Origin of the sequence: Lactonifactor longoviformis (assembly GCF_042848515.1) — a bacterium.
Taxonomy (GTDB): Bacteria; Bacillota; Clostridia; order Lachnospirales; family Lachnospiraceae; genus Lactonifactor; species Lactonifactor longoviformis.
In genome coordinates, this window is sequence record NZ_AP031453.1 from 2,670,934 (window position 1) to 2,689,570 (window position 18,637).

The 18,637-nt window shown below is 46.6% G+C and carries 22 protein-coding genes; 20 read left to right on the top strand and 2 right to left on the bottom strand.

The features are described 5' to 3' along the window. Positions 1-10 precede the first annotated feature (10 nt). A complete protein-coding gene (locus tag ACGHCT_RS12295) occupies positions 11-454 on the top strand; it encodes a DUF6465 family protein (protein ID WP_390436117.1) in 444 nt (147 codons plus the stop codon). Positions 455-544: 90 nt separating this feature from the next. On the opposite strand, the gene ACGHCT_RS12300 is transcribed toward ACGHCT_RS12295, so the two are convergent. After that, positions 545-787 carry an alpha/beta-type small acid-soluble spore protein gene (locus ACGHCT_RS12300; protein ID WP_072850934.1) on the bottom strand — a complete coding sequence of 81 codons (243 nt, stop codon included), beginning with the start codon at positions 785-787 and terminating at the stop codon, positions 545-547. A 211-nt stretch (positions 788-998) separates the two neighbouring features. Between ACGHCT_RS12300 and ACGHCT_RS12305 the strand changes: the two genes are divergently transcribed. Genes ACGHCT_RS12305 through ACGHCT_RS12320 form a run of 4 tightly spaced genes read left to right on the top strand, consistent with a single transcriptional unit; the run spans position 999 to position 3,142 of the window. Beyond that, positions 999-1,391 (top strand): methylglyoxal synthase, encoded by a 393-nt coding sequence (locus tag ACGHCT_RS12305; RefSeq protein ID WP_072850936.1) that lies wholly within the window; start codon positions 999-1,001, stop codon positions 1,389-1,391. A 36-nt stretch (positions 1,392-1,427) separates the two neighbouring features. Continuing rightward, on the top strand, positions 1,428-1,991 hold the full coding sequence (gene rsmD / locus ACGHCT_RS12310) for a 16S rRNA (guanine(966)-N(2))-methyltransferase RsmD (RefSeq protein ID WP_390436120.1): 564 nt from the start codon (positions 1,428-1,430) through the stop codon (positions 1,989-1,991). Then, the gene (coaD, locus tag ACGHCT_RS12315; RefSeq protein ID WP_072850940.1) at positions 1,992-2,477 is read left to right on the top strand and encodes a pantetheine-phosphate adenylyltransferase; all 486 of its coding nucleotides are present in this window, start codon (positions 1,992-1,994) and stop codon (positions 2,475-2,477) included. It begins immediately after the preceding gene. A 26-nt stretch (positions 2,478-2,503) separates the two neighbouring features. After that, entirely contained in the window at positions 2,504-3,142 is a 639-nt protein-coding gene (locus ACGHCT_RS12320) for an ATPase (RefSeq protein ID WP_072850942.1), read from the top strand. Here ACGHCT_RS12320 and ACGHCT_RS12325 read toward each other — a convergent pair. Further along, positions 3,122-4,051, bottom strand: coding sequence for a hypothetical protein (locus ACGHCT_RS12325; protein ID WP_072850944.1), 930 nt, complete (start codon positions 4,049-4,051; stop codon positions 3,122-3,124). The two genes, ACGHCT_RS12320 and ACGHCT_RS12325, sit on opposite strands and share 21 nt — an antisense overlap. Before the next feature lie 148 nt (positions 4,052-4,199). On the opposite strand from ACGHCT_RS12325, the gene ACGHCT_RS12330 reads away from it, so the two are divergent. The 15 genes from ACGHCT_RS12330 to hisD all read left to right on the top strand — a co-directional run bounded on the left by ACGHCT_RS12330 (position 4,200) and on the right by hisD (position 18,627). Continuing rightward, a complete protein-coding gene (locus ACGHCT_RS12330; RefSeq protein WP_390436123.1) occupies positions 4,200-5,648 on the top strand; it encodes an aminoacyl-histidine dipeptidase in 1,449 nt (482 codons plus the stop codon). 86 nt (positions 5,649-5,734) lie between these two features. After that, positions 5,735-6,397, top strand: a complete 663-nt coding sequence (locus tag ACGHCT_RS12335; RefSeq protein WP_242946746.1) for a M23 family metallopeptidase — start codon at positions 5,735-5,737, stop codon at positions 6,395-6,397. Positions 6,398-6,508: 111 nt separating this feature from the next. Next, entirely contained in the window at positions 6,509-7,336 is an 828-nt protein-coding gene (locus ACGHCT_RS12340) for a GTP pyrophosphokinase family protein (protein ID WP_072850948.1), read from the top strand. Between the two features lie 2 nt (positions 7,337-7,338). After that, complete coding sequence (locus ACGHCT_RS12345) at positions 7,339-8,691, top strand: RsmB/NOP family class I SAM-dependent RNA methyltransferase (protein ID WP_390436125.1); 1,353 nt, start codon at positions 7,339-7,341, stop codon at positions 8,689-8,691. A gap of 1 nt (position 8,692) precedes the next feature. Continuing rightward, on the top strand, positions 8,693-9,430 hold the full coding sequence (locus ACGHCT_RS12350) for a pseudouridine synthase (RefSeq protein ID WP_072850952.1): 738 nt from the start codon (positions 8,693-8,695) through the stop codon (positions 9,428-9,430). Beyond that, entirely contained in the window at positions 9,399-10,064 is a 666-nt protein-coding gene (locus ACGHCT_RS12355) for an HAD family hydrolase (RefSeq protein WP_390440180.1), read from the top strand. Before ACGHCT_RS12350 ends, ACGHCT_RS12355 begins: the two co-directional genes overlap by 32 nt. A gap of 22 nt (positions 10,065-10,086) precedes the next feature. Further along, positions 10,087-11,958 (top strand): YgiQ family radical SAM protein, encoded by a 1,872-nt coding sequence (locus ACGHCT_RS12360; RefSeq protein ID WP_072850956.1) that lies wholly within the window; start codon positions 10,087-10,089, stop codon positions 11,956-11,958. 2 nt (positions 11,959-11,960) lie between these two features. Then, entirely contained in the window at positions 11,961-12,716 is a 756-nt protein-coding gene (locus ACGHCT_RS12365) for an SDR family NAD(P)-dependent oxidoreductase (protein ID WP_390436128.1), read from the top strand. 22 nt (positions 12,717-12,738) lie between these two features. Then, positions 12,739-13,341, top strand: a complete 603-nt coding sequence (locus ACGHCT_RS12370; RefSeq protein WP_072850958.1) for a hypothetical protein — start codon at positions 12,739-12,741, stop codon at positions 13,339-13,341. An 8-nt stretch (positions 13,342-13,349) separates the two neighbouring features. Beyond that, positions 13,350-14,330: an RluA family pseudouridine synthase gene (locus ACGHCT_RS12375; RefSeq protein ID WP_390436129.1), complete on the top strand. Its 981-nt coding sequence runs from the start codon at positions 13,350-13,352 to the stop codon at positions 14,328-14,330. Then, positions 14,327-14,866: a signal peptidase I gene (lepB, locus tag ACGHCT_RS12380; protein WP_072850962.1), complete on the top strand. Its 540-nt coding sequence runs from the start codon at positions 14,327-14,329 to the stop codon at positions 14,864-14,866. The genes ACGHCT_RS12375 and lepB overlap by 4 nt, the downstream gene beginning before the upstream one ends. Positions 14,867-14,884: 18 nt before the next feature. Continuing rightward, the gene (locus tag ACGHCT_RS12385) at positions 14,885-15,415 is read left to right on the top strand and encodes a Holliday junction resolvase RecU (RefSeq protein ID WP_072850964.1); all 531 of its coding nucleotides are present in this window, start codon (positions 14,885-14,887) and stop codon (positions 15,413-15,415) included. A gap of 115 nt (positions 15,416-15,530) precedes the next feature. After that, positions 15,531-16,709: an ATP phosphoribosyltransferase regulatory subunit gene (gene hisZ / locus ACGHCT_RS12390; RefSeq protein WP_072850966.1), complete on the top strand. Its 1,179-nt coding sequence runs from the start codon at positions 15,531-15,533 to the stop codon at positions 16,707-16,709. Then, the gene (gene hisG, locus ACGHCT_RS12395; RefSeq protein ID WP_072850968.1) at positions 16,681-17,316 is read left to right on the top strand and encodes an ATP phosphoribosyltransferase; all 636 of its coding nucleotides are present in this window, start codon (positions 16,681-16,683) and stop codon (positions 17,314-17,316) included. The genes hisZ and hisG overlap by 29 nt, the downstream gene beginning before the upstream one ends. Before the next feature lie 12 nt (positions 17,317-17,328). After that, positions 17,329-18,627, top strand: coding sequence for a histidinol dehydrogenase (gene hisD, locus ACGHCT_RS12400; RefSeq protein ID WP_390436132.1), 1,299 nt, complete (start codon positions 17,329-17,331; stop codon positions 18,625-18,627). The last annotated feature ends 10 nt before the right edge of the window (positions 18,628-18,637 follow it).

Consider the following 18,637-nt stretch of genomic DNA (forward strand, 5'->3'; position numbering starts at 1 on the left):
AGGAATTATTATGCCAACGAAACAATCAACTATCACGAAAGCAGCGGCACCAGCTGCCAAACCAGAAGTGAAAACGACCGCAGCAGCTGCAGGGGCAAAGACAGCTGCAGAGGCAAAGACAGCAGAAGAAGTGAAAGTACCGGTGGAAACAAAGAAACCAGCTGCCAAAAAGACTGAGGCTAAAAAACCGGCGGCCAGGAAGCCTGCTGCAAAACCGGCAGCGAAGAAGCCAGCTGAGAAAAAGGTGCCGGCGGTTGAGGAAAGCATCTATTTGCAGTTTGGGGGCAAGGAGATTCTGACAAAGGATCTGGCAGTGAGAGTAAAAGAAATCTGGACTAAAGAGTTGGGCAAGAAGGAAAAAGACCTTACGGATCTGAAATTATATGTAAAGCCAGAAGAATATACTGTTTATTACGTAATCAACCAGGAGGTTACAGGCAGTATCGATCTGTAATCAGAAACGAAAAAGGAAAAAGAGAGACTGTCCCACGGGAAAGCCTCTCTTTTCTTTTGGTAAATGATTACCTTTTTTGTTTGATGAGTTTTAGAACTGAGTTCCGCTCATGTTTGAACCAGACATGCCTGTACCGGACATCTGTCTTTCCTGAGCTTCGATCATCTTTTTAACCATATATCCACCAACAGAACCATTCTGTTTGGATGTTAAGTTACCGTTGTAACCATCTGTAAGAGGTACTCCTAATTCGTTAGCTACTTCGAATTTGAAACGGTCTAAAGCTCCTTTTGCTTCTGGTACTGCTGCGGTATTAGAAGAACGATTTGCCATAATAAATTGCCTCCTTGAAATCTTTTTTTGTTTTTTGTTACAAGGATAGTATGTGAAAAATGTTTATTTTTACACTAGAAGTTCTTGCTAGAATTAGCAAAATTTGAGAGATTTATTAATTTCGCATAAATTCAGAAAAAAGTTTGCGATTTATTTAGTTATTTGTTATAATGATTGAGAAAACGTAGAAAATCAAGGGAATGATAACAATATGAATGTAGGAATAATTGCTCACAACAGCAAAAAAGCGTTAATTGAAGATTTTTGCATCGCCTATAAGAATATACTGGCAAAGCATGAGATATTCGCTACGGGAACTACAGGAAGAAGAATCGAAGAAGTGACGAATCTGCATGTCCATAAGTTCCTTCCGGGAAGTATGGGAGGCGACAAGCAGTTTACGGAGATGATAGAGCGGGGAGATATCGACATGGTGATATTCTTTTACAATCCTTCCATGATCGATCCCAAGGAGCCGGATGTATATCAGATAACCAGATGCTGTGACCAGTACAACATACCCGTAGCTTCTAACATAGCAACGGCAGAATCTCTGATTCTGGGACTGGCCAGAGGTGATTTGGACTGGCGGACACAAGTTTAAATTCGCTTGGGCGAAAGAAAGACAGGAAGATACAATATGAGAGTCATAGCAGGAACAGCGAGAAGCCTTCCGCTTAAGACAGTGCCCGGTATGGATACCCGGCCTACAACAGACAGGACAAAGGAAACTTTGTTTAATGTTCTGCAGCCTGAAATCCCAGACTGCAGATTTCTGGATCTGTTTGCAGGCAGCGGGGCCATTGGGATTGAAGCCTTGAGCAGAGGGGCTGCTTTTTGTGTGTTTATTGAGAAAAATCGTAAGGCATACGCCTGTATAGAGGAGAATCTTGCCTTTACAAGGCTAAAGGAAAGAAGCAGGGTAATGCATACTGATGTGGTTACAGGGCTGGGGCAGCTGGAACAGGAAGAAGCTTTTGACTGTATTTTTATGGATCCTCCCTACGATATGGAGTTGGAAAAAGAAGTGCTGTCAGTATGCCGGGACAAATCCTTTGTCTCAGAGCATACGCTGTTTATAATAGAAGCATCTCTTTCTACAGATTTCTCATATCTGGAAGAAATGGGATATGCCATAGTCAAACAAAAGAAGTATAAAACGAATACCCACGTCTTTATAAAAAGGTACAAGGAGAAAAAGTAAATGGCAATAGCAATTTATCCGGGAAGTTTTGATCCGGTAACATTTGGTCATCTGGATATTATACACCGCGCAACCAGGCTTTTTGACGAAGTAATTGTCGGCGTTTTGAATAATTCTGCAAAAAGTCCGTTGTTTTCTGCAGAAGAACGTGTTAATATACTTAAGAAGGTGACGGAGGATATACCAAATTTGAAGATTAAGTCCTTTAGCGGGTTGTCTGTGAACTTTGCGAAGGAGTGCAATGCGAAAGTGATCGTAAGAGGCCTGCGGGCTATTACAGATTTTGAGTACGAGCTGCAGCTGGCACAGACAAACAGGATTCTGGACAAGGATATTGATACTATGTTCCTTACCACCAGTCTGGAATATGCATATCTGAGTTCCTCTACCGTTAAGGAAGCGGCAAGTTTTGGCGCTGATATCTCCGAATTTTTACCCCCCTATGCAGTTGAAAAAGTGAAAGAAAAGTTTCAAGGGATAAAATAATTAATGTACAATAAGGAGTGTAAAAAATGAGCAGCAGAATTGAACAAATCATTGAAGAGATCGAAGAATACGTAGAAACCTGTAAATTTCAGCCGTTATCTACAACTAAGATTGTGGTAAATAAAGAAGAACTGGAAGACCTTTTAAGAGAGCTTCGCCTGAAGACACCGGACGAGATTAAGAGATATCAGAAGATTATCAGCAATAAAGACGCTATTCTTGCAGATGCCCAGGCGAAGGCAGAGGGACTGATTGCAGAGGCAAAGGCTCAGACCCAGGAGATGGTAAGCCAGTCTGAGGTAATGCAGCAGGCGTATGCCCAGGCGAATGAGACCATCAACAATGCGAACCGTCAGGCACAGGAGATTCTGGATTCAGCAACCAGTGATGCCAACAGCATCCGCTTGAGCGCAATCTCCTACACCGATGATATGCTGGCAAATCTGGGACAGATTATGAGCGGTGCACTGGAGGATGTGGCTGTAAAATATAATTCTTTCGTACAGTCTCTTCAGAGCTGCTACGAGGTTGTGAATAAAAACCGCAATGAGCTTGCACCCCAGGTAGCACAGGCTTCCACCTCTGTTTCGTCAGCAGCTTTGGATGACGACATGGAAGTAGAAGGACTGGATGATCTGGATGATTTAGACGATTTGGACGATTAATAGAGCCAAAAGGAAGGTGATTGCAAGACTGCACAGCTTTCCTTTCACATAAGGCATCAGAGGCAGTGATGTCTCATTTATCATGGATTTTGTCTGGGCCATAATACATAGGCCTCCGAAGGAGGTAAGAGCCATGATAATTGCGTATTTGAGAAAAAAAGGGCAGGCGGTCTGAGCGATGGCAGCGGTACCGGTGGAGATTTCTGTGATCCCCAGCAGGGCATACCGAAGGGGTGCCGGTAAAAAGGTGCAGGTCTGTATCATCCCGCTGCATACAGAGAAGAGGATAATATATCCCCCAAGCTTTGTAATTCCTTCAAATCCATTCATAATAGAGGTATCTATGATAACTCCTAGAGGAGGACGCCGGGATACCTCTTTTTTGTGATCTGTCAGGTGGCTTTTCTTTTTTTTGTATCCGGATCGGAAGAGCAGAGAAGTGATAAAGCTGCCGGTGTAAAGGATCAGAAAGCTTAACCCTATGTACTCCTCTCTGTGGAGGGTTTCCAGGAGAAGAAAGGAGGATACAAACATGGGTCCCGGATGATTTGAGAAGGTTAGAAGATAGCAGGCTTCTTCCCGGCTGATTTTTCCGCTGCCGTACAGATCTGCCGTAACCTTTGCCCCCATGGGATAACCGCAGAACACCCCCAGGAGGAGGGCGTAAGCTCCGTTGGGGGAGAGTCCGAACAGGAAATTCCAAAGCTTTTTCGGCAGAGCAATCCATTTTTCCAGGACATTCGTTTTAATCAGAATATTGGACAGGATCATAAAAGGCAGAAGTGAGGGGAGAAGGCTCTGAAACCATAGAAGAAGTCCCCTTTTTGAAGCTGCAAATGCTATTTCCGGACAAAACAGGAGAAAGGACAAAAGTAAAAGCAGGGGAGGAAGATACCAGCGTTTTTTCATTTATGTCTCCAGCAGGAAATTGTCTTTCTCTTAGTATATGAGGAGAGAGGGAAAAATAGGTTTAAACTTAAGAAATCTCGCGGCGGGGGCTTGCTATTTTTATTTGCCTGTGACACAATGTAGAAAGACAAAATCAGGAGGTGCTTTTATGGCAAAATTAGAAGGCATAGAACCAGTGAAGGTGTTCCGGTTTTTTGAAGAACTGGCAGGGATACCCCACGGTTCCGGGAATACAAAAGAAATCAGCGATTACCTTGTGCGCTTTGCGAAAGCCCGCGGGCTTCGATATATTCAGGATTCAAATAATAATGTGATTATATTTCAGGAGGGGACGCCTGGATATGAAAATGCCCCTGTGGTGATTCTTCAGGGTCATATGGATATGGTTTGTGAGAAAAAGCCGGGATCTCTGCATGACTTTACAAAAGACGGACTAAAGCTTCAGGCAGAGGGGGACTTTATCTCTGCAAAGGATACCACTCTTGGCGCAGATGACGGCATCGCAGTTGCCTATGCGCTGGCGGTTCTGGATGATGACAAACTGCCTCACCCGCCCCTGGAGGTAGTGGTGACGGTTGATGAGGAGATTGGCCTTCTCGGGGCAGGATCTCTGGATGCCTCTCCCCTGAAGGGGAAGCTTCTGCTGAATCTGGACTCTGAGGAGGAATCCTGTCTCTGGGTAGGGTGTGCCGGAGGACTTACGGCAGTGAGCAGAATTCCTGTAAGGTATATAGAAGAAGCAAACCACAGATATGGGGTTAAGATCCACGGCCTCTGCGGCGGGCACTCTGGGGCAGAAATTGATAAGATCAGGGCCAATGCCGTTATCCTTATGGGGCGTTTCCTTTTTGAACTGAGGGAGCATGTGGGATATCTGCTTTCAGAGCTGAAGGGCGGACAGAAGGACAATGCGATACCCAGGGAGGCGAGCGCCCTTCTAATGCTCTCCGAAGAGGAGGAAGAGCGTCTGTTTGAGGCTGCCGCTGGATTTCAGGAGGCACTGCGGAAGGAATATGCGGGGACAGATGAGGGGATCACCGTGACGGTTGAGAGACTGGGAATGGGGACAGAGCCTGCGCTTCATCCCGGAAGTCTGGAAAAGGTGATTTTTTATCTGATGCATATTCCTAACGGTATCCTGAAAATGAGCGGTACGATTCCGGGACTCGTGGAGAGCTCCACCAATCTGGGAATTCTGGAATTGACTCCAAAGGAGCTTCGTGCATCCTCCAGCGTGAGAAGCTCCGTAAAGTCCGGGAAGACAGCAATCGCGGAACGCATTCAGTATCTGACTGAATTTTTAGGGGGAGATTATGAGGCAGAGGGAGAGTATCCGGCCTGGGAATACCGCCAGGATTCTCCGCTCAGGGAGCTGATGGTTCAGGTTTATAAGGACCTATTCCAAAAGGAACCTCAGGTAAAGGCAGTTCACGCCGGACTGGAGTGCGGACTCTTCTTTGAAAAGATTCCAGGGCTTGATTGTATTTCCTTCGGTCCAGATATCTTTGACATTCATACAACCGAGGAACACCTGAGCATCTCCTCCACAAAGCGGGTATGGGAATATCTGTGCACCGTCTTAGAACGCATGAGATAAACAGAGAAAAAAGACTGAAAAAGAAGACACTTTTTTGGTCTTTTTTTCTGCCCTGACGCATAGACTGAGAGGTGGAGGGATGCAAATTGCGTAAAACCTTCTTTCTTTTAGTAATTGTACTGTTTTTCGACATTGCGGGAAGTACTTTTTTGGGGAACAAAGCTGCAGACGCAGAGCTGAAAAAGATGGGTATTCCCCTTGGGTTTATGAGAGAACATGGGATAAACCGGGAGGAAATGAGGGATTATGGTGCTTTCTGGAAGGATCTCAAGTATTTTCCCCTACCATCGGATCTCCTTGGGGAAGAATTCTCGTATGAGGATACCTGGATGGAGGAGAGGAGCTATGGGGGGAACAGAAAGCACGAAGGCTGTGACATATTCGGTTCCAATGAAAAGCCCGGATATTATCCGGTACTCAGTATGACAGACGGGACAGTAGAAAAGGTAGGCTGGCTTCCTTTGGGGGGATACCGGATCGGAGTGAGAAGTCCTTCGGGCGGCTACTTTTATTATGCTCATTTGTATGGCTATGCCAGAGATTTCCGGGAGGGAGATGCTGTGAAGGGCGGTGAACTGCTGGGATTCATGGGGGATACCGGATACGGTGAGGAAGGGACTACAGGAAAATTTCCTCCCCATCTTCATCTGGGCATTTATATTGAGAAGGAAGACCAGGCGGAATACCCGGTAGATCCTTACATAGTCCTGAAATATCTGGAGAAAAACAGGCGCAGGTATCTATATTAAAAAGCACAGAAATGATTTTTATGCTATAATAGCATAAGTGGGCCGTGTGACGTTACCGCCCATAGGGGAATGATTCTTCTGTGACGGAAAGGTAAGGAGATTTAAAGAACTATGGAAATACAATTGTGGAGAGAAATTCTGAATCCTTATGAGCTGGCAGTGAAAGAGCTGACTGTTAAGTTTAATCATTTGATCAAAGAACACCGGCAGCTGGATATCTACTGCCCCATTGAGCAGGTGACCGGCCGGGTAAAAAGTATTAACAGTATATTAGAAAAGATGCAGAGGAAGAATATTACCTGGGGCAATATGGAGGTACAGGTTGAGGATATCGCAGGAATGCGGATTATCTGCCAGTTTTATGAAGATATAGAAAAAGTGGTTGAGATTATCAGAAACCGCAGCGATATGGCTGTGAAGTATGAAAAAGATTACATTACGCATATGAAGGAAAGCGGATACCGCAGCTATCATATGATTGTTTACTATAACGTGGAAACCTTTCAGGGGACAAAACAAATTCAGGTGGAGTTTCAGATTCGTACACTGGCGATGAACTTTTGGGCAACCATTGAACATTCTCTCCAGTATAAATATAAAGGAAATATGCCGGAGCATCTCACACAGCGCCTCAGCAAGGCTGCGGATGCTATCATTGCCCTTGATCGGGAAATGTCCTCTGTGAGGAGCGAGGTTATGGATGCGCAGAACTCCTCCCAGATGCAGGCAAACCTGGTGGCGGATATCCTGAATAATATTGAGAATCTTTACCGATATTCCAATAAAAGGGAAGTGGCAAAGATACAGGATGAGTTCTACCGCATCTATTCAGCGAAGGATATTGAGCAGCTGGAGCGTTTTCACAAGCAGCTGGACATTATATCTGAGGGGTACCGGGCACAGGCAGTTACACTGGAAGATGATTTGGAAGGATATTAAGCATGGAATTACCAATGAAGTATACGGGGAGTATGAGAAATTTACTCCGGGAAGAGTTTGAAAGTTATCTGGAAACCTTTGAGAAACCCGTCCGGCTGGGACTGCGGATAAATCAGAACAAAGTGACCGGGGAGGAATGGGAGAAGATAAGCCCGTTCTCTCTGGAAAAAGTTCCCTGGATCCCTAACGGATACTATTATAAAGAGGAAGAAAAGCCCTCCCGCCACCCCTATTATTATGCAGGACTTTATTATCTGCAGGAACCAAGCGCGATGACTCCGGCCAGCCGTCTTCCGGTGGAAGAGGGGGATACTGTGCTGGATCTCTGCGCGGCTCCGGGGGGCAAGGCAACAGAGCTGGGTGCCAGGCTGAAGGGAAGCGGCATGCTGGTGGCCAATGACATCAGCAGTTCAAGGGCAAAGGCGCTGCTGAAAAACCTGGAGCTTATGGGGCTTTGGAATTGTTATGTTACCTGTGAAGATCCTGTAAAACTACAGCAGCAGCTGCCCTGCTTTTTTGATAAAATATTAGTGGATGCCCCGTGCTCCGGGGAGGGAATGTTCCGCCGGAGGCCCGAGATGGCCAGAGAGTGGGAGGAAAAAGGCCCTTCAGAATACAGTTCTGTACAAAAGGAGCTTGTGCTGGCGGCGGCTGCTATGCTGAAGCCGGGAGGCATGCTTCTCTATTCTACCTGTACCTTTTCCAGAGAAGAAAATGAAGAGGTGATTCATTTTCTTCTGGAAAAGGCTCCGGATCTGTCTCTGGAGGAGATAGTCCCTTATGAGGGATTTTCCCCGGGGGTGGGGCTTTCCTCCTGTGTCAGGATTTTCCCCCATAAAATGAATGGGGAAGGCCATTTTATGGCACTGTTAAAAAAGGCAGGGGAAAGTCACAAACCGATCACAGCGGCCCGCGGACAGGGTACCGGAAAAGCCATACCTGCGGAGGTCCGGGAGTTCCTTCAGGGGATCAGCTGTCCCTTTGAGCAGGACAGGTTTTATATGGTGCAGGATAAAGTGTATTATCTGCCTGCTGGAAGCGGCATGCCCGGGAGACTCAGGTATCTGCGCACAGGGCTCTATCTGGGCGAGCGGAAGAAAAATAGGTTCGAGCCTGCGCAGGCTCTGGCTATGGCCCTTAAGAGGGAGGAATATGATTCCTCCATAAATTTGTCCTCCGGGGATGAGAGAACTCTTCGATATCTGAAGGGGGAAACCATTGAAGTCAGCGACCTGCACGCCCCCCGCAAAAAGGGCTGGCAGCTGGTTTGTGTGGACGGATTTCCTCTGGGATGGGGAAAATTGTCCGGAGGAATGCTGAAGAACAAATATTATCCGGGATGGAGATGGCAGTAAGATGCTTCGTTTAGATAAATATCTGGCTGATATGGGCACAGGAACCCGCAGCCAGGTCAAACAGATGATTAACAAGGGCAGGGTAAGCGTAAACGGTACAAAGATCCTGCGTCCTGAATATAAGGTGGATCCGGGAAAAGATGCGGTGGAGGCAGACGGCAGCAGGATTGGGTACACAGACTTTGAATATTATATGCTTCATAAACCGGCCGGATATGTATCTGCCACAGAGGATCGGCAGGAAAAAACGGTACTGAATCTTATCACCGGTAAAAGCAGAAAGGATTTATTCCCTGTTGGAAGACTGGACAAAGATACTGAGGGACTTCTTCTTATCACCAATGACGGTGAACTGGCTCACAGGCTGCTTTCGCCCAGAAGACATGTGGATAAAACTTACCTGGTCCATTTGGATCTCCCGGCTGAACACAAGGACGCGGAGGCTTTCCGAAGGGGACTGGATATCGGGGATGAAAAGCCAACCCTTCCAGCCAGACTGGAAATGGAACAGAACGGGGATGGACGTGAGGTAAGGGTTACCATCCGGGAGGGGCGGTTCCATCAGATAAAAAGGATGTTTGAAGCATTGGGGAAACATGTGGTATACTTAAAAAGGCTTTCTATGGGAAGCCTGTATCTGGACGGAACACTGCCCCCGGGGGCATACCGTCCTCTGACAAAGGAAGAACTGGAGAGGCTGCGTGAAGATGCTACAGGGAAAAAAAGCAGTATTATTTGATTTAGACGGAACATTAGTGGATTCCATGTGGATGTGGAAGGAGATAGATGTCCTGTATCTGGGAAGGCTGGGGAAAGAACTTCCGCCCAGACTCCAGAGGGATATAGAAGGCATGAGTTTTACGGAAACTGCGGTGTACTTCAAAGAGACCTTTGATATACCGGAGAGCATCGGAGAAATTAAAGAAATCTGGCTTTCTATGGCCAGAGACAAGTACCTCTGGGAGGTCCCTCTGAAGGCGGGGGTTCCTGAATTTTTAAAGGTACTGAAAGAGAAAGGCATAAAGACAGGTATATGTTCCAGCAACAGCATAGAACTGGTAGAGGCAGTGCTCCGGACCCACGGCATAGACGGATGCTTTCAAAAGATTCGTACATGCTGTGATGTCCCTCACGGGAAGCCTGCCCCTGATATATATCTGAAAGTGGCGGAGGATCTGCAGGTGGCGCCGGAAGAATGTATGGTCTTTGAAGATATTCCCATGGGCATACTTGCCGGAAAGAATGCAGGCATGAGCACCTGTGCGGTGGAGGACGCCTTCAGCAGGGATCAGGAAGAAGAGAAGCGGCGGCTGGCTGACTATTATATTGCCTCATATTATGATGTGATTAACGGGACATACGAAGAAGTATAAGGAGAGACAAGAGGACAACAGGATGAATTTTTTGCCCATTACAAAACAGGAAATGCTGGAAAGAGGCATAGAACAGCCGGATTTCGTCTATGTGATTGGAGATGCCTACGTGGATCACCCATCCTTTGGCCCGGCGATTATCAGCCGTCTCCTGGAATCCAGGGGATATTCTGTCTGCATGCTTCCCCAGCCGGACTGGAAGCGAAAAGAAAGCGTGCAGGAATTCGGTGAACCACGGCTGGGATTTCTTGTATCTGCGGGGAATATGGATTCTATGGTGAATCACTATACAGTAGGGAAAAAAAGGCGGCGTACAGATGCGTATTCCCCCGGCGGCATATCCGGCCTGCGCCCGGACCGTGCGGCGGTGGTCTACAGTAACCTCATACGCCAGACATATAAAAAAACGCCCATCATTCTTGGGGGAATAGAAGCCTCCCTGCGGAGAATGGCCCACTATGATTACTGGTCTGACCAGGTGAGGGCATCCGTGCTTATGGACAGCGGCGGAGATTTGATATCCTATGGGATGGGAGAACACTCCGTTTTAGCCATTGCGGAAGCGCTGGCGGCAGGAATTCCTGTAAACGAGATTACGTATATTCCGGGGACGGTATACCGGACAAAAGAGATGGATTCTGTCTATCAGGGAGTTTGTCTGCCGGATTACCAGGAAATCTGCCGCAGCAAGGAGGCATATGCCAGAAGTGTTGCTCTGCAGTATGAGAATACAGATCCAGTTACCGGGAAAACTCTGATCGAGAGCTATGGCACTAAGGGATGTATCGTACAGAATCCCCCGGCGGCCCCCCTCACCATACAGGAGATGGATGATATTTATGATTTGCCGTATATGAGAACCTATCATCCTTCGTATGAAAAAATGGGTAAGATACCTGCCATAGAGGAGATTAAGTTTAGTCTGACCAGCAACCGGGGATGCTTCGGGGGCTGCAGTTTCTGTGCACTTACGTTCCATCAGGGGAGGCAGGTGCAGGTGAGAAGCCATGCGTCCATTCTCAGAGAAGCAGAAAATTGCCGCCGGGATCCTGAGTTCAAAGGATATATACATGATGTGGGAGGACCCACTGCAGATTTCCGGCACCCATCCTGTGAAAAGCAGTTAAGCAAAGGGGTATGCACAAACCGTCAGTGCCTGTTTCCAAAGCCCTGCGGCAATTTGAAGGCAGACCACGAAGATTATCTTCAGCTGCTGCGAAAGCTCAGAGAGCTGCCGGGAATAAAAAAGGTTTTTATACGGTCCGGAATTCGCTTTGACTATGTGACGGCGGACAAAGATCCCCGTTTTCTGGAGGAAGTGGCCATGTACCATGTAAGCGGACAGCTCAGGGTAGCTCCGGAACATGTCTCCAAGCCTGTGCTGGATGCCATGGGAAAACCAGGGCATGAGGTATATCTCTCTTTTCTGAAGCAATTTCAGACGGCCAACCGGAAAGCAGGGAAAAAGCAGTATGCGGTTCCCTACTTTATGTCTTCCCATCCCGGCTGTACCATGAAGGATGCGGTTAAGCTGGCAGAGTATGTAAGGGATTTGGGGTTTATGCCTGAGCAGGTACAGGACTTTTATCCCACACCGGCAACGATTTCTACCTGTATGTATTACACAGGACTGGATCCCAGGACGATGAAGAAGATATATGTACCCCGGGATCCCCGGGAGAAGGAGATGCAGAGGGCTCTGATCCAATACAGGGACCCAAAGAACTATGAACTGGTGAAAAAAGCCTTGGAACTGGCCGGACGAAGGGATCTCATCGGTTATGGCCCCAAATGTCTTATAAAGCCCGGAAAAGGAGAACAGGTCTCACCTGGTATGCAGAAGAAAAGCAGAAAGAAAACGATTCGTAATGTCCACAAAAAGAAGGGAAGATGAATATGCAAATAGCAATTGTAACAGGTGCTTCTTCAGGTATCGGAAAAGAATTTGTCCGCCAGCTCTCTTACTGCTATCCATGGCTGGATGAGATATGGGTCATTGCCAGAAGAGAAGAGAATCTGAAACAGCTTCAGAAGCGGATTGATGCAAAGCTTCGGATTCTTCCTCTGGATCTCAGAAAAGACAGCAGCTTTTTTACCATACAGAAATTGTTAAAAACAGAAAAACCTCACGTTAAGGTCTTGGTAAATGCCGCAGGATTTGGTAAAATTGGCAAAGTAAGCGAATGCACCACAAATACCATTCAGGGTATGATTACTCTGAATTGTACCGCACTTACAAAGATGACAACTCTGTGCCTTCCCTACTGCGGAAAGCGAAGTCATGTGATACAAATAGCTTCTGCGGCAGCCTTTGTACCTCAGCCGGGACTGGCAGTCTATGCAGCTACAAAGTCTTATGTGCTCAGTCTCTCCCGGGCACTCAGAAGAGAGGTGAAACAGGAAGGAATCACAGTGACTACTGTGTGTCCGGGTCCTGTGGACACTGAGTTCTTCCAGAAAGCAGGGGGGAGCCTTTCATTTGCAAAGAAGGTATGCATGGCAAAGGCGGATCAGGTAGTGCACAAGGCAATACTGGATGCAGCGGGAGGAAAGGAATTGTCTGTCTACGGTGTTCCCATGAACGCTGTGTATGTGCTGTGCAGAATCATTCCTCACCGGGTGCTGCTTGCTATTATGAATCTGATACTATAAGAGAAAGAAGGACAATATTTACATGAAAGCAACCAAAGGCAGCTACGGCTATATCCGTGCCCAGAAAATAAAAAGAACCTGGATTACCCTGGCATTATTTGCCGCCCCTTTATTGGTCTTTTTTACAGGGCTGGTTCTCAAAGGCAACAGAAATACGATATTTACAGTTATTGCGATCCTGGGATGCCTGCCTGCCTGCAAAATGGCGGTGAGCAGTATTATGATGTACATGCAGAAACCTATGAAAAAAGAAGATTATGAGGCCATTGAGGCACATAAAGGAGAGCTTACATGCGGGTATGAGCTTGTGGTGACTGCCTATGAGAAACAGAGCTTTCTGGATTCCGTCGTGGTCTGCGGGAATACGGTGGCGGCTTACAGCAGCAGGGAGAAGACAGACGGCCCTTTTGTGGAAAAGCATATACAGAAAATCCTGAAACAAAACGGCTTTTCCGTATCCGTGAAAGTGTTCCGGGAACTAAAAAGCTATCTGGAACGGTTGGACAGTCTCAACGAGCACAGAGAGAGTATTGAGAAGGACATCCGGTTTACTCCTGATGAAAATTATCCTGAGCTCACCAGAAACGAACTGATTCTGCATACGATCTATGCAATTTCCCTGTAGGTGTACCCATGAAAGAGATTGTGATAGGGGAAAACCAGGCCGGACAGCGATTTGATAAATATTTGTCCAAATACCTTAACGAGGCGCCTAAAAGTTTTCTCTACAAAATGCTAAGAAAAAAGAATATAACACTGAATGGAAAGAAGGCTACCGGAAGCGAAAAGCTGAAGGAGCAGGATATTGTACGCCTCTTTCTCTCAGAGGAGACCATAGACAAGTTTTCACGGGTGAAAGTGGAAAGAAGCCATGGGAAATTGTCCATCCTGTATGAGGATAAGCATATAGCGGCAGTCAATAAGCCCTCAGGAATGTTGTCCCAGAAAGCATCGGGCAGTGATGTCTCCCTGGTGGAGTACCTGACCGGTTATCTGCTGGAGAGCGGACAGATGAAAGAGGAGGATTTCAGATGTTTTCATCCCGGGATATGCAATCGTCTTGACCGTAATACCAGCGGTATTGTAATCGCAGGAAAAACCCTGGCCGGCCTTCAGGAGATGAACGAGGCCTTTAAGCTGCGTTCCCTCAAAAAAGAATATCTGGCTTTGGTGGAGGGTGTGGTTTCCTCCGGGGCATATCTGAAAGGATATTTGCATAAAGATGAAAAATGTAATAAAGTAGTGGTAGAAAAAGAGCCGTTTGAGGGAAGTGTTCCTATAGAAACCGAGTACCGTCCCTTAGCCGGCAATCAGAGGGTAACTCTTTTGAATATTCATTTGGTCACGGGCCGTTCCCATCAGATACGAAGCCATCTAGCCAGTATCGGACATCCAGTCATTGGTGATGGAAAGTACGGCAGCAAAAAGAGCAACCAGCTGTTTTGTGACAGCTACGGAGTGAAGTCCCAGCTGCTTCACGCATATCGGCTTACAATGCCTGAGTTGAAGGGAGAACTGAACTATCTATCCCACAAGGTGCTGACGGCGCCAATACCTTCAGACATGAAAAGAGTTCTGGAGGGAGAACACATAGAGGAGAGTATACATGAATGAGTAAAAAAAATACGGGGCCATCCATCGGCAGGGAATTATGGGAATATATTAAAATGATTATCTTCGTGGTAGCGGTTGTCTTTGTTATCAATAATTTTTTGCTGATTAATGCAAAGATACCCTCAGAATCCATGGAAAAGACAATCATGACAGGGGACAGGATTTTTGGCAACCGTCTGGCATATCTTTTTGAGGAGCCGGAGCGCTATGATGTAGTGATTTTTAAGTATCCGGACAACGAAAGCCAGCTTTTTATTAAGAGAATTATCGGACTTCCGGGGGAAACAGTTACGATTATAGACGGAAAGGTGTATATCAATGACTCAGACACCCCGCTGGACGACAGCTTTACGCCGGAGACTCCGGCCGGAAGCTACGGACCTTATGAGGTTCCGGAAGGATGCTATTTTATGCTGGGGGATAACAGGAATTATTCCAAGGACTCCAGATTCTGGGCAAATACCTATGTAAAGAAAGATAAGATACTTGGGAAAGCGGTGATCCGCTACTTCCCTTCGATTAAACGGATTAAATAGATACAGGAGCAGATTGCTATGAGTACTTGGAATTCCAGAGGGCTTCGGGGTTCCACCCTGGAAGAGTTTATTAACCGGACTTGTGAACAGTACCGGGAAAAGAAGCTGGCAGTAATCCAGAAGATCCCTACGCCCATTACTCCTGTGAGAATTGATAAGGAAAGCCGACATATTACGCTGGCCTACTTTGAAAAGAAAAGTACAGTGGATTATATTGGTGCTGTGCAGGGCATTCCGGTATGTTTTGATGCAAAGGAATGCCATTCCAATCAATTTCCTCTGCAGAATATCCATCAGCATCAGGTGGATTTTATGGGAGAGTTTGAGGGACAGGGAGGCATTGCCTTCCTTATTCTTTTTTTTACCAGGAGAAATGAATTTTACTATTTGCGCTATGAAGACATGCTGAGATTCTGGGAGCGGGGACAAAGCGGGGGGCGTAAGCACTTTACCCTGGAAGAGCTAAACCCGGAATATTTTTTTACCAGCGGACACGGCTTTTTGGTGCCGTTTCTGGAGGGTCTGCAAAAGGATCTTCTGTCCAGATAGTAAAGCAGGACGGTTAAAATACAGGATTGACAAACGGATAAAGTTTCTTTATAATTTTATTTGCTAATATGGTATCGAATTAGCAGTTTAATGCAATAAAGCAAAGGAGAATAATATGGAGAGAATGTTTCATACGCCGGAAGGGGTAAGAGATGTATATAATGGGGAATGCGAACAAAAGCTGGTTCTTGAAGAACGTTTACATACAGTGCTCAGAAGCTATGGGTATCAGGACATAGAAACACCGACCTTTGAATACTTTGATGTTTTCAGCCGTGAGGTGGGAACTATACCCTCCAAAGACTTGTATAAGTTTTTTGACCGTGAGGGAAATACCCTGGTGCTGCGCCCCGACTTTACGCCGTCTATTGCCCGGGCGGTATCTATGTACTTTACACCGGAAGAATTTCCCCTCCGTCTCTGCTATAAGGGGAATACCTTTATCAATAATTCCAGTTATCAGGGCCGGTTAAAAGAGTCTACCCAAATGGGGGTGGAGTTTGTGGGGGATGGCTCTGCACAGAGTGACGGGGAGATTCTGGCGCTTATGGTTGAGCTGCTCTCAACGGCAGGACTGAAGGAATTTCAGATCAGCATCGGTCAGGTGGACTTTTTTAAATCTCTGTTAGAAGATGCAGGTATGGATGGGGAGATGGAGGAACAGCTGCGCCAGCAGATTTCCAATAAGAATTATTTTGGGGTAGAGGAACTGATCTCTAATCTGAATCTGGATTCTGAGCTTGAAAAAGCATTTCTTATGCTTCCCAAGCTTTACGGGGGAGTGGAAATGCTGACAGAAGCTAAGACGCTCACAAAGAACACACAGGCAGTCAAAGCGCTGGAACGGCTGGAAGAAATTTATGAGGTACTTGCCTGCTACGGATGTGAGAAGTATATTGCCTTTGACTTATCCATGCTGAGCAAATATCAGTATTACACAGGGATTATCTTTCAGGCATATACATATGGGACCGGGGATGCCATAATCAAGGGGGGACGGTACAATCATCTGCTGGGGCACTTCGGAAAGCCTGCGGCTGCCATTGGATTCACCATTGTCATGGAGAATCTTATGAATGCACTTTCCCGCCAGGGAATACAGATACCTGTGGAGACCAAAAGGATCCTGATTTTATATACCAAAGAGCAGCAGAAAGAAGCAATTGCCATGGCAGCCTCCTGGAGAAAAAAGGGGGGAGAGGCAGAGCTTCTGTTAAAAGATCCGGTTCGAACCAAAGAGGATTATGAGAAGAGAGGAAAGTATAATGAGATATTTGACCTTTGCCCTAGGTAAGGGGCGTCTTGCCAGGACAACCCTGGAGTTGTTTGAAAAAATAGGAATCACCTGTGAGGAGATGAAAGACAAAGACTCCAGAAAGCTTATTTTTGTAAATGAAGAATTAAAATTAAAGTTTTTTCTGTCCAAAGGTCCGGATGTACCTACCTATGTAGAATACGGAGCAGCAGATATCGGCATTGTGGGCAAAGATACCATATTGGAAGAGGGAAGAAAGCTCTATGAAGTTCTGGATCTCGGATTCGGCAAATGCCGGATGTGTGTATGCGGGCCCCAGTCAGCCAGAGAGCTTTTGAATCACAGCCAGCTGATCCGGGTAGCTACAAAATATCCCAACATCGCCAAAGATTATTTTTATAACAAAAAGCATCAGACAGTAGAAATTATCAAACTGAACGGCTCCATTGAGCTGGCTCCTATTGTAGGATTGTCAGAGGTGATTGTGGATATTGTTGAGACCGGTTCTACCCTGAGAGAGAACGGGCTGGAGGTTTTGGAAGAGGTATGCCCACTCTCTGCGCGAATGGTAGTAAACCAGGTCAGTATGAAGATGGAAAATGACAGAATCAGTAAAATAATTACAGATCTAAAGTCTGTGCTGTAGCGAGGAGATAACATGAGGACAGTAAAATTAACGAAAGAGGCTATTTCTGATATACTGGAAACGATGCTCCAAAGAAGCCCGGGCAACTACGGTGCTTACGAGGCGCGGGTGACAGAGATCCTCCGTCAGGTGAGGGAAAGAGGAGATGAGGCGGTTTTTGAATATACCCGGCAGTTTGACAAGTTTCCGGCAGACGCATCTAACATTCGGGTGACTGAGGAAGAAATTTTACGGGCATATGAAGAGACAGAGCCTGCTCTTACAGAGGTGATTCGCAAGGCCCTGGTCAATATTCAGAAGTATCACGAGAAGCAAAAGCGAAACAGCTGGTTTGACACCAGCGGGGACGGGACCATGCTGGGGCAAAAGGTCACTCCCATGGAGAAGGTCGGTGTATATGTGCCTGGCGGCAAAGCAGTATATCCCTCTTCTGTGCTGATGAATATAGTGCCGGCCAAAGCCGCCGGGGTTGAGAGAATTATTATGACCACACCGGCCAACAGCGAAGGAAAGGTTAATCCGGCAGTGCTGGTGGCAGCAAAAGAGGCGGGCGCAGATGAGGTATATAAGGCCGGAGGTGCCCAGGCCATCGGGGCGATGGCTTACGGAACGGCCAGCATTCCCAAGGTGGATAAGATTGTAGGCCCCGGCAATATTTATGTTGCACTGGCAAAAAGGGCAGTGTACGGACATGTGAGCATTGACTCAATTGCAGGCCCAAGTGAGATTCTGGTACTGGCTGACGAAACTGCCAATCCCAGATATGTGGCGGCGGATCTCTTATCACAGGCAGAACACGATGAATTGGCCTCCGCTATTTTGATTACCACCAGTGAAGCTTTGGCAGAAAGAGTAAACCATGAGATCCATAATTTCCTGCAGACACTTTCCAGAAGAGAAATCATAGAAAAATCTCTGGATAATTTTGGATATATTCTCCTTGCAAAAGACATGGAGGAGGCGATTGAGACTGCCAACGCCATTGCCTCCGAGCATCTGGAGATTGTTACCAGGGATCCCTTCTATGTGATGACCAAAATAAAAAATGCAGGGGCAATTTTCCTGGGCGAATACAGCAGTGAACCTCTGGGTGACTATTTTGCGGGTCCCAATCACATCCTTCCCACCAATGGTACTGCAAAATTTTTCTCTCCTTTGGGGGTGGATGATTTTGTTAAAAAATCCAGTGTGATTTATTATTCCAGGGAGGCTCTTGCACCTATTCATAAAGATATTATACAGTTTGCCGAGTCAGAACAGCTCACGGCTCATGCCAATTCTATCCGGGTGCGTTTTGACGAGGAGAGTTAGCAGGGAAAGG

Bases quoted from the DNA above. Each gene is read 5' to 3' on its own strand.
- ACGHCT_RS12295 (WP_390436117.1), top strand. From the start codon at position 11: ATGCCAACGAAACAATCAACTATCACGAAAGCAGCGGCACCAGCTGCC.
- ACGHCT_RS12300 (WP_072850934.1), bottom strand. From the start codon at position 787: ATGGCAAATCGTTCTTCTAATACCGCAGCAGTACCAGAAGCAAAAGGA.
- ACGHCT_RS12305 (WP_072850936.1), top strand. From the start codon at position 999: ATGAATGTAGGAATAATTGCTCACAACAGCAAAAAAGCGTTAATTGAA.
- rsmD (WP_390436120.1), top strand. From the start codon at position 1,428: ATGAGAGTCATAGCAGGAACAGCGAGAAGCCTTCCGCTTAAGACAGTG.
- coaD (WP_072850940.1), top strand. From the start codon at position 1,992: ATGGCAATAGCAATTTATCCGGGAAGTTTTGATCCGGTAACATTTGGT.
- ACGHCT_RS12320 (WP_072850942.1), top strand. From the start codon at position 2,504: ATGAGCAGCAGAATTGAACAAATCATTGAAGAGATCGAAGAATACGTA.
- ACGHCT_RS12325 (WP_072850944.1), bottom strand. From the start codon at position 4,051: ATGAAAAAACGCTGGTATCTTCCTCCCCTGCTTTTACTTTTGTCCTTT.
- ACGHCT_RS12330 (WP_390436123.1), top strand. From the start codon at position 4,200: ATGGCAAAATTAGAAGGCATAGAACCAGTGAAGGTGTTCCGGTTTTTT.
- ACGHCT_RS12340 (WP_072850948.1), top strand. From the start codon at position 6,509: ATGGAAATACAATTGTGGAGAGAAATTCTGAATCCTTATGAGCTGGCA.
- ACGHCT_RS12345 (WP_390436125.1), top strand. From the start codon at position 7,339: ATGGAATTACCAATGAAGTATACGGGGAGTATGAGAAATTTACTCCGG.
- ACGHCT_RS12350 (WP_072850952.1), top strand. From the start codon at position 8,693: ATGCTTCGTTTAGATAAATATCTGGCTGATATGGGCACAGGAACCCGC.
- ACGHCT_RS12355 (WP_390440180.1), top strand. From the start codon at position 9,399: ATGCTACAGGGAAAAAAAGCAGTATTATTTGATTTAGACGGAACATTA.
- ACGHCT_RS12360 (WP_072850956.1), top strand. From the start codon at position 10,087: ATGAATTTTTTGCCCATTACAAAACAGGAAATGCTGGAAAGAGGCATA.
- ACGHCT_RS12365 (WP_390436128.1), top strand. From the start codon at position 11,961: ATGCAAATAGCAATTGTAACAGGTGCTTCTTCAGGTATCGGAAAAGAA.
- ACGHCT_RS12370 (WP_072850958.1), top strand. From the start codon at position 12,739: ATGAAAGCAACCAAAGGCAGCTACGGCTATATCCGTGCCCAGAAAATA.
- ACGHCT_RS12375 (WP_390436129.1), top strand. From the start codon at position 13,350: ATGAAAGAGATTGTGATAGGGGAAAACCAGGCCGGACAGCGATTTGAT.
- lepB (WP_072850962.1), top strand. From the start codon at position 14,327: ATGAGTAAAAAAAATACGGGGCCATCCATCGGCAGGGAATTATGGGAA.
- ACGHCT_RS12385 (WP_072850964.1), top strand. From the start codon at position 14,885: ATGAGTACTTGGAATTCCAGAGGGCTTCGGGGTTCCACCCTGGAAGAG.
- hisZ (WP_072850966.1), top strand. From the start codon at position 15,531: ATGGAGAGAATGTTTCATACGCCGGAAGGGGTAAGAGATGTATATAAT.
- hisG (WP_072850968.1), top strand. From the start codon at position 16,681: ATGAGATATTTGACCTTTGCCCTAGGTAAGGGGCGTCTTGCCAGGACA.
- hisD (WP_390436132.1), top strand. From the start codon at position 17,329: ATGAGGACAGTAAAATTAACGAAAGAGGCTATTTCTGATATACTGGAA.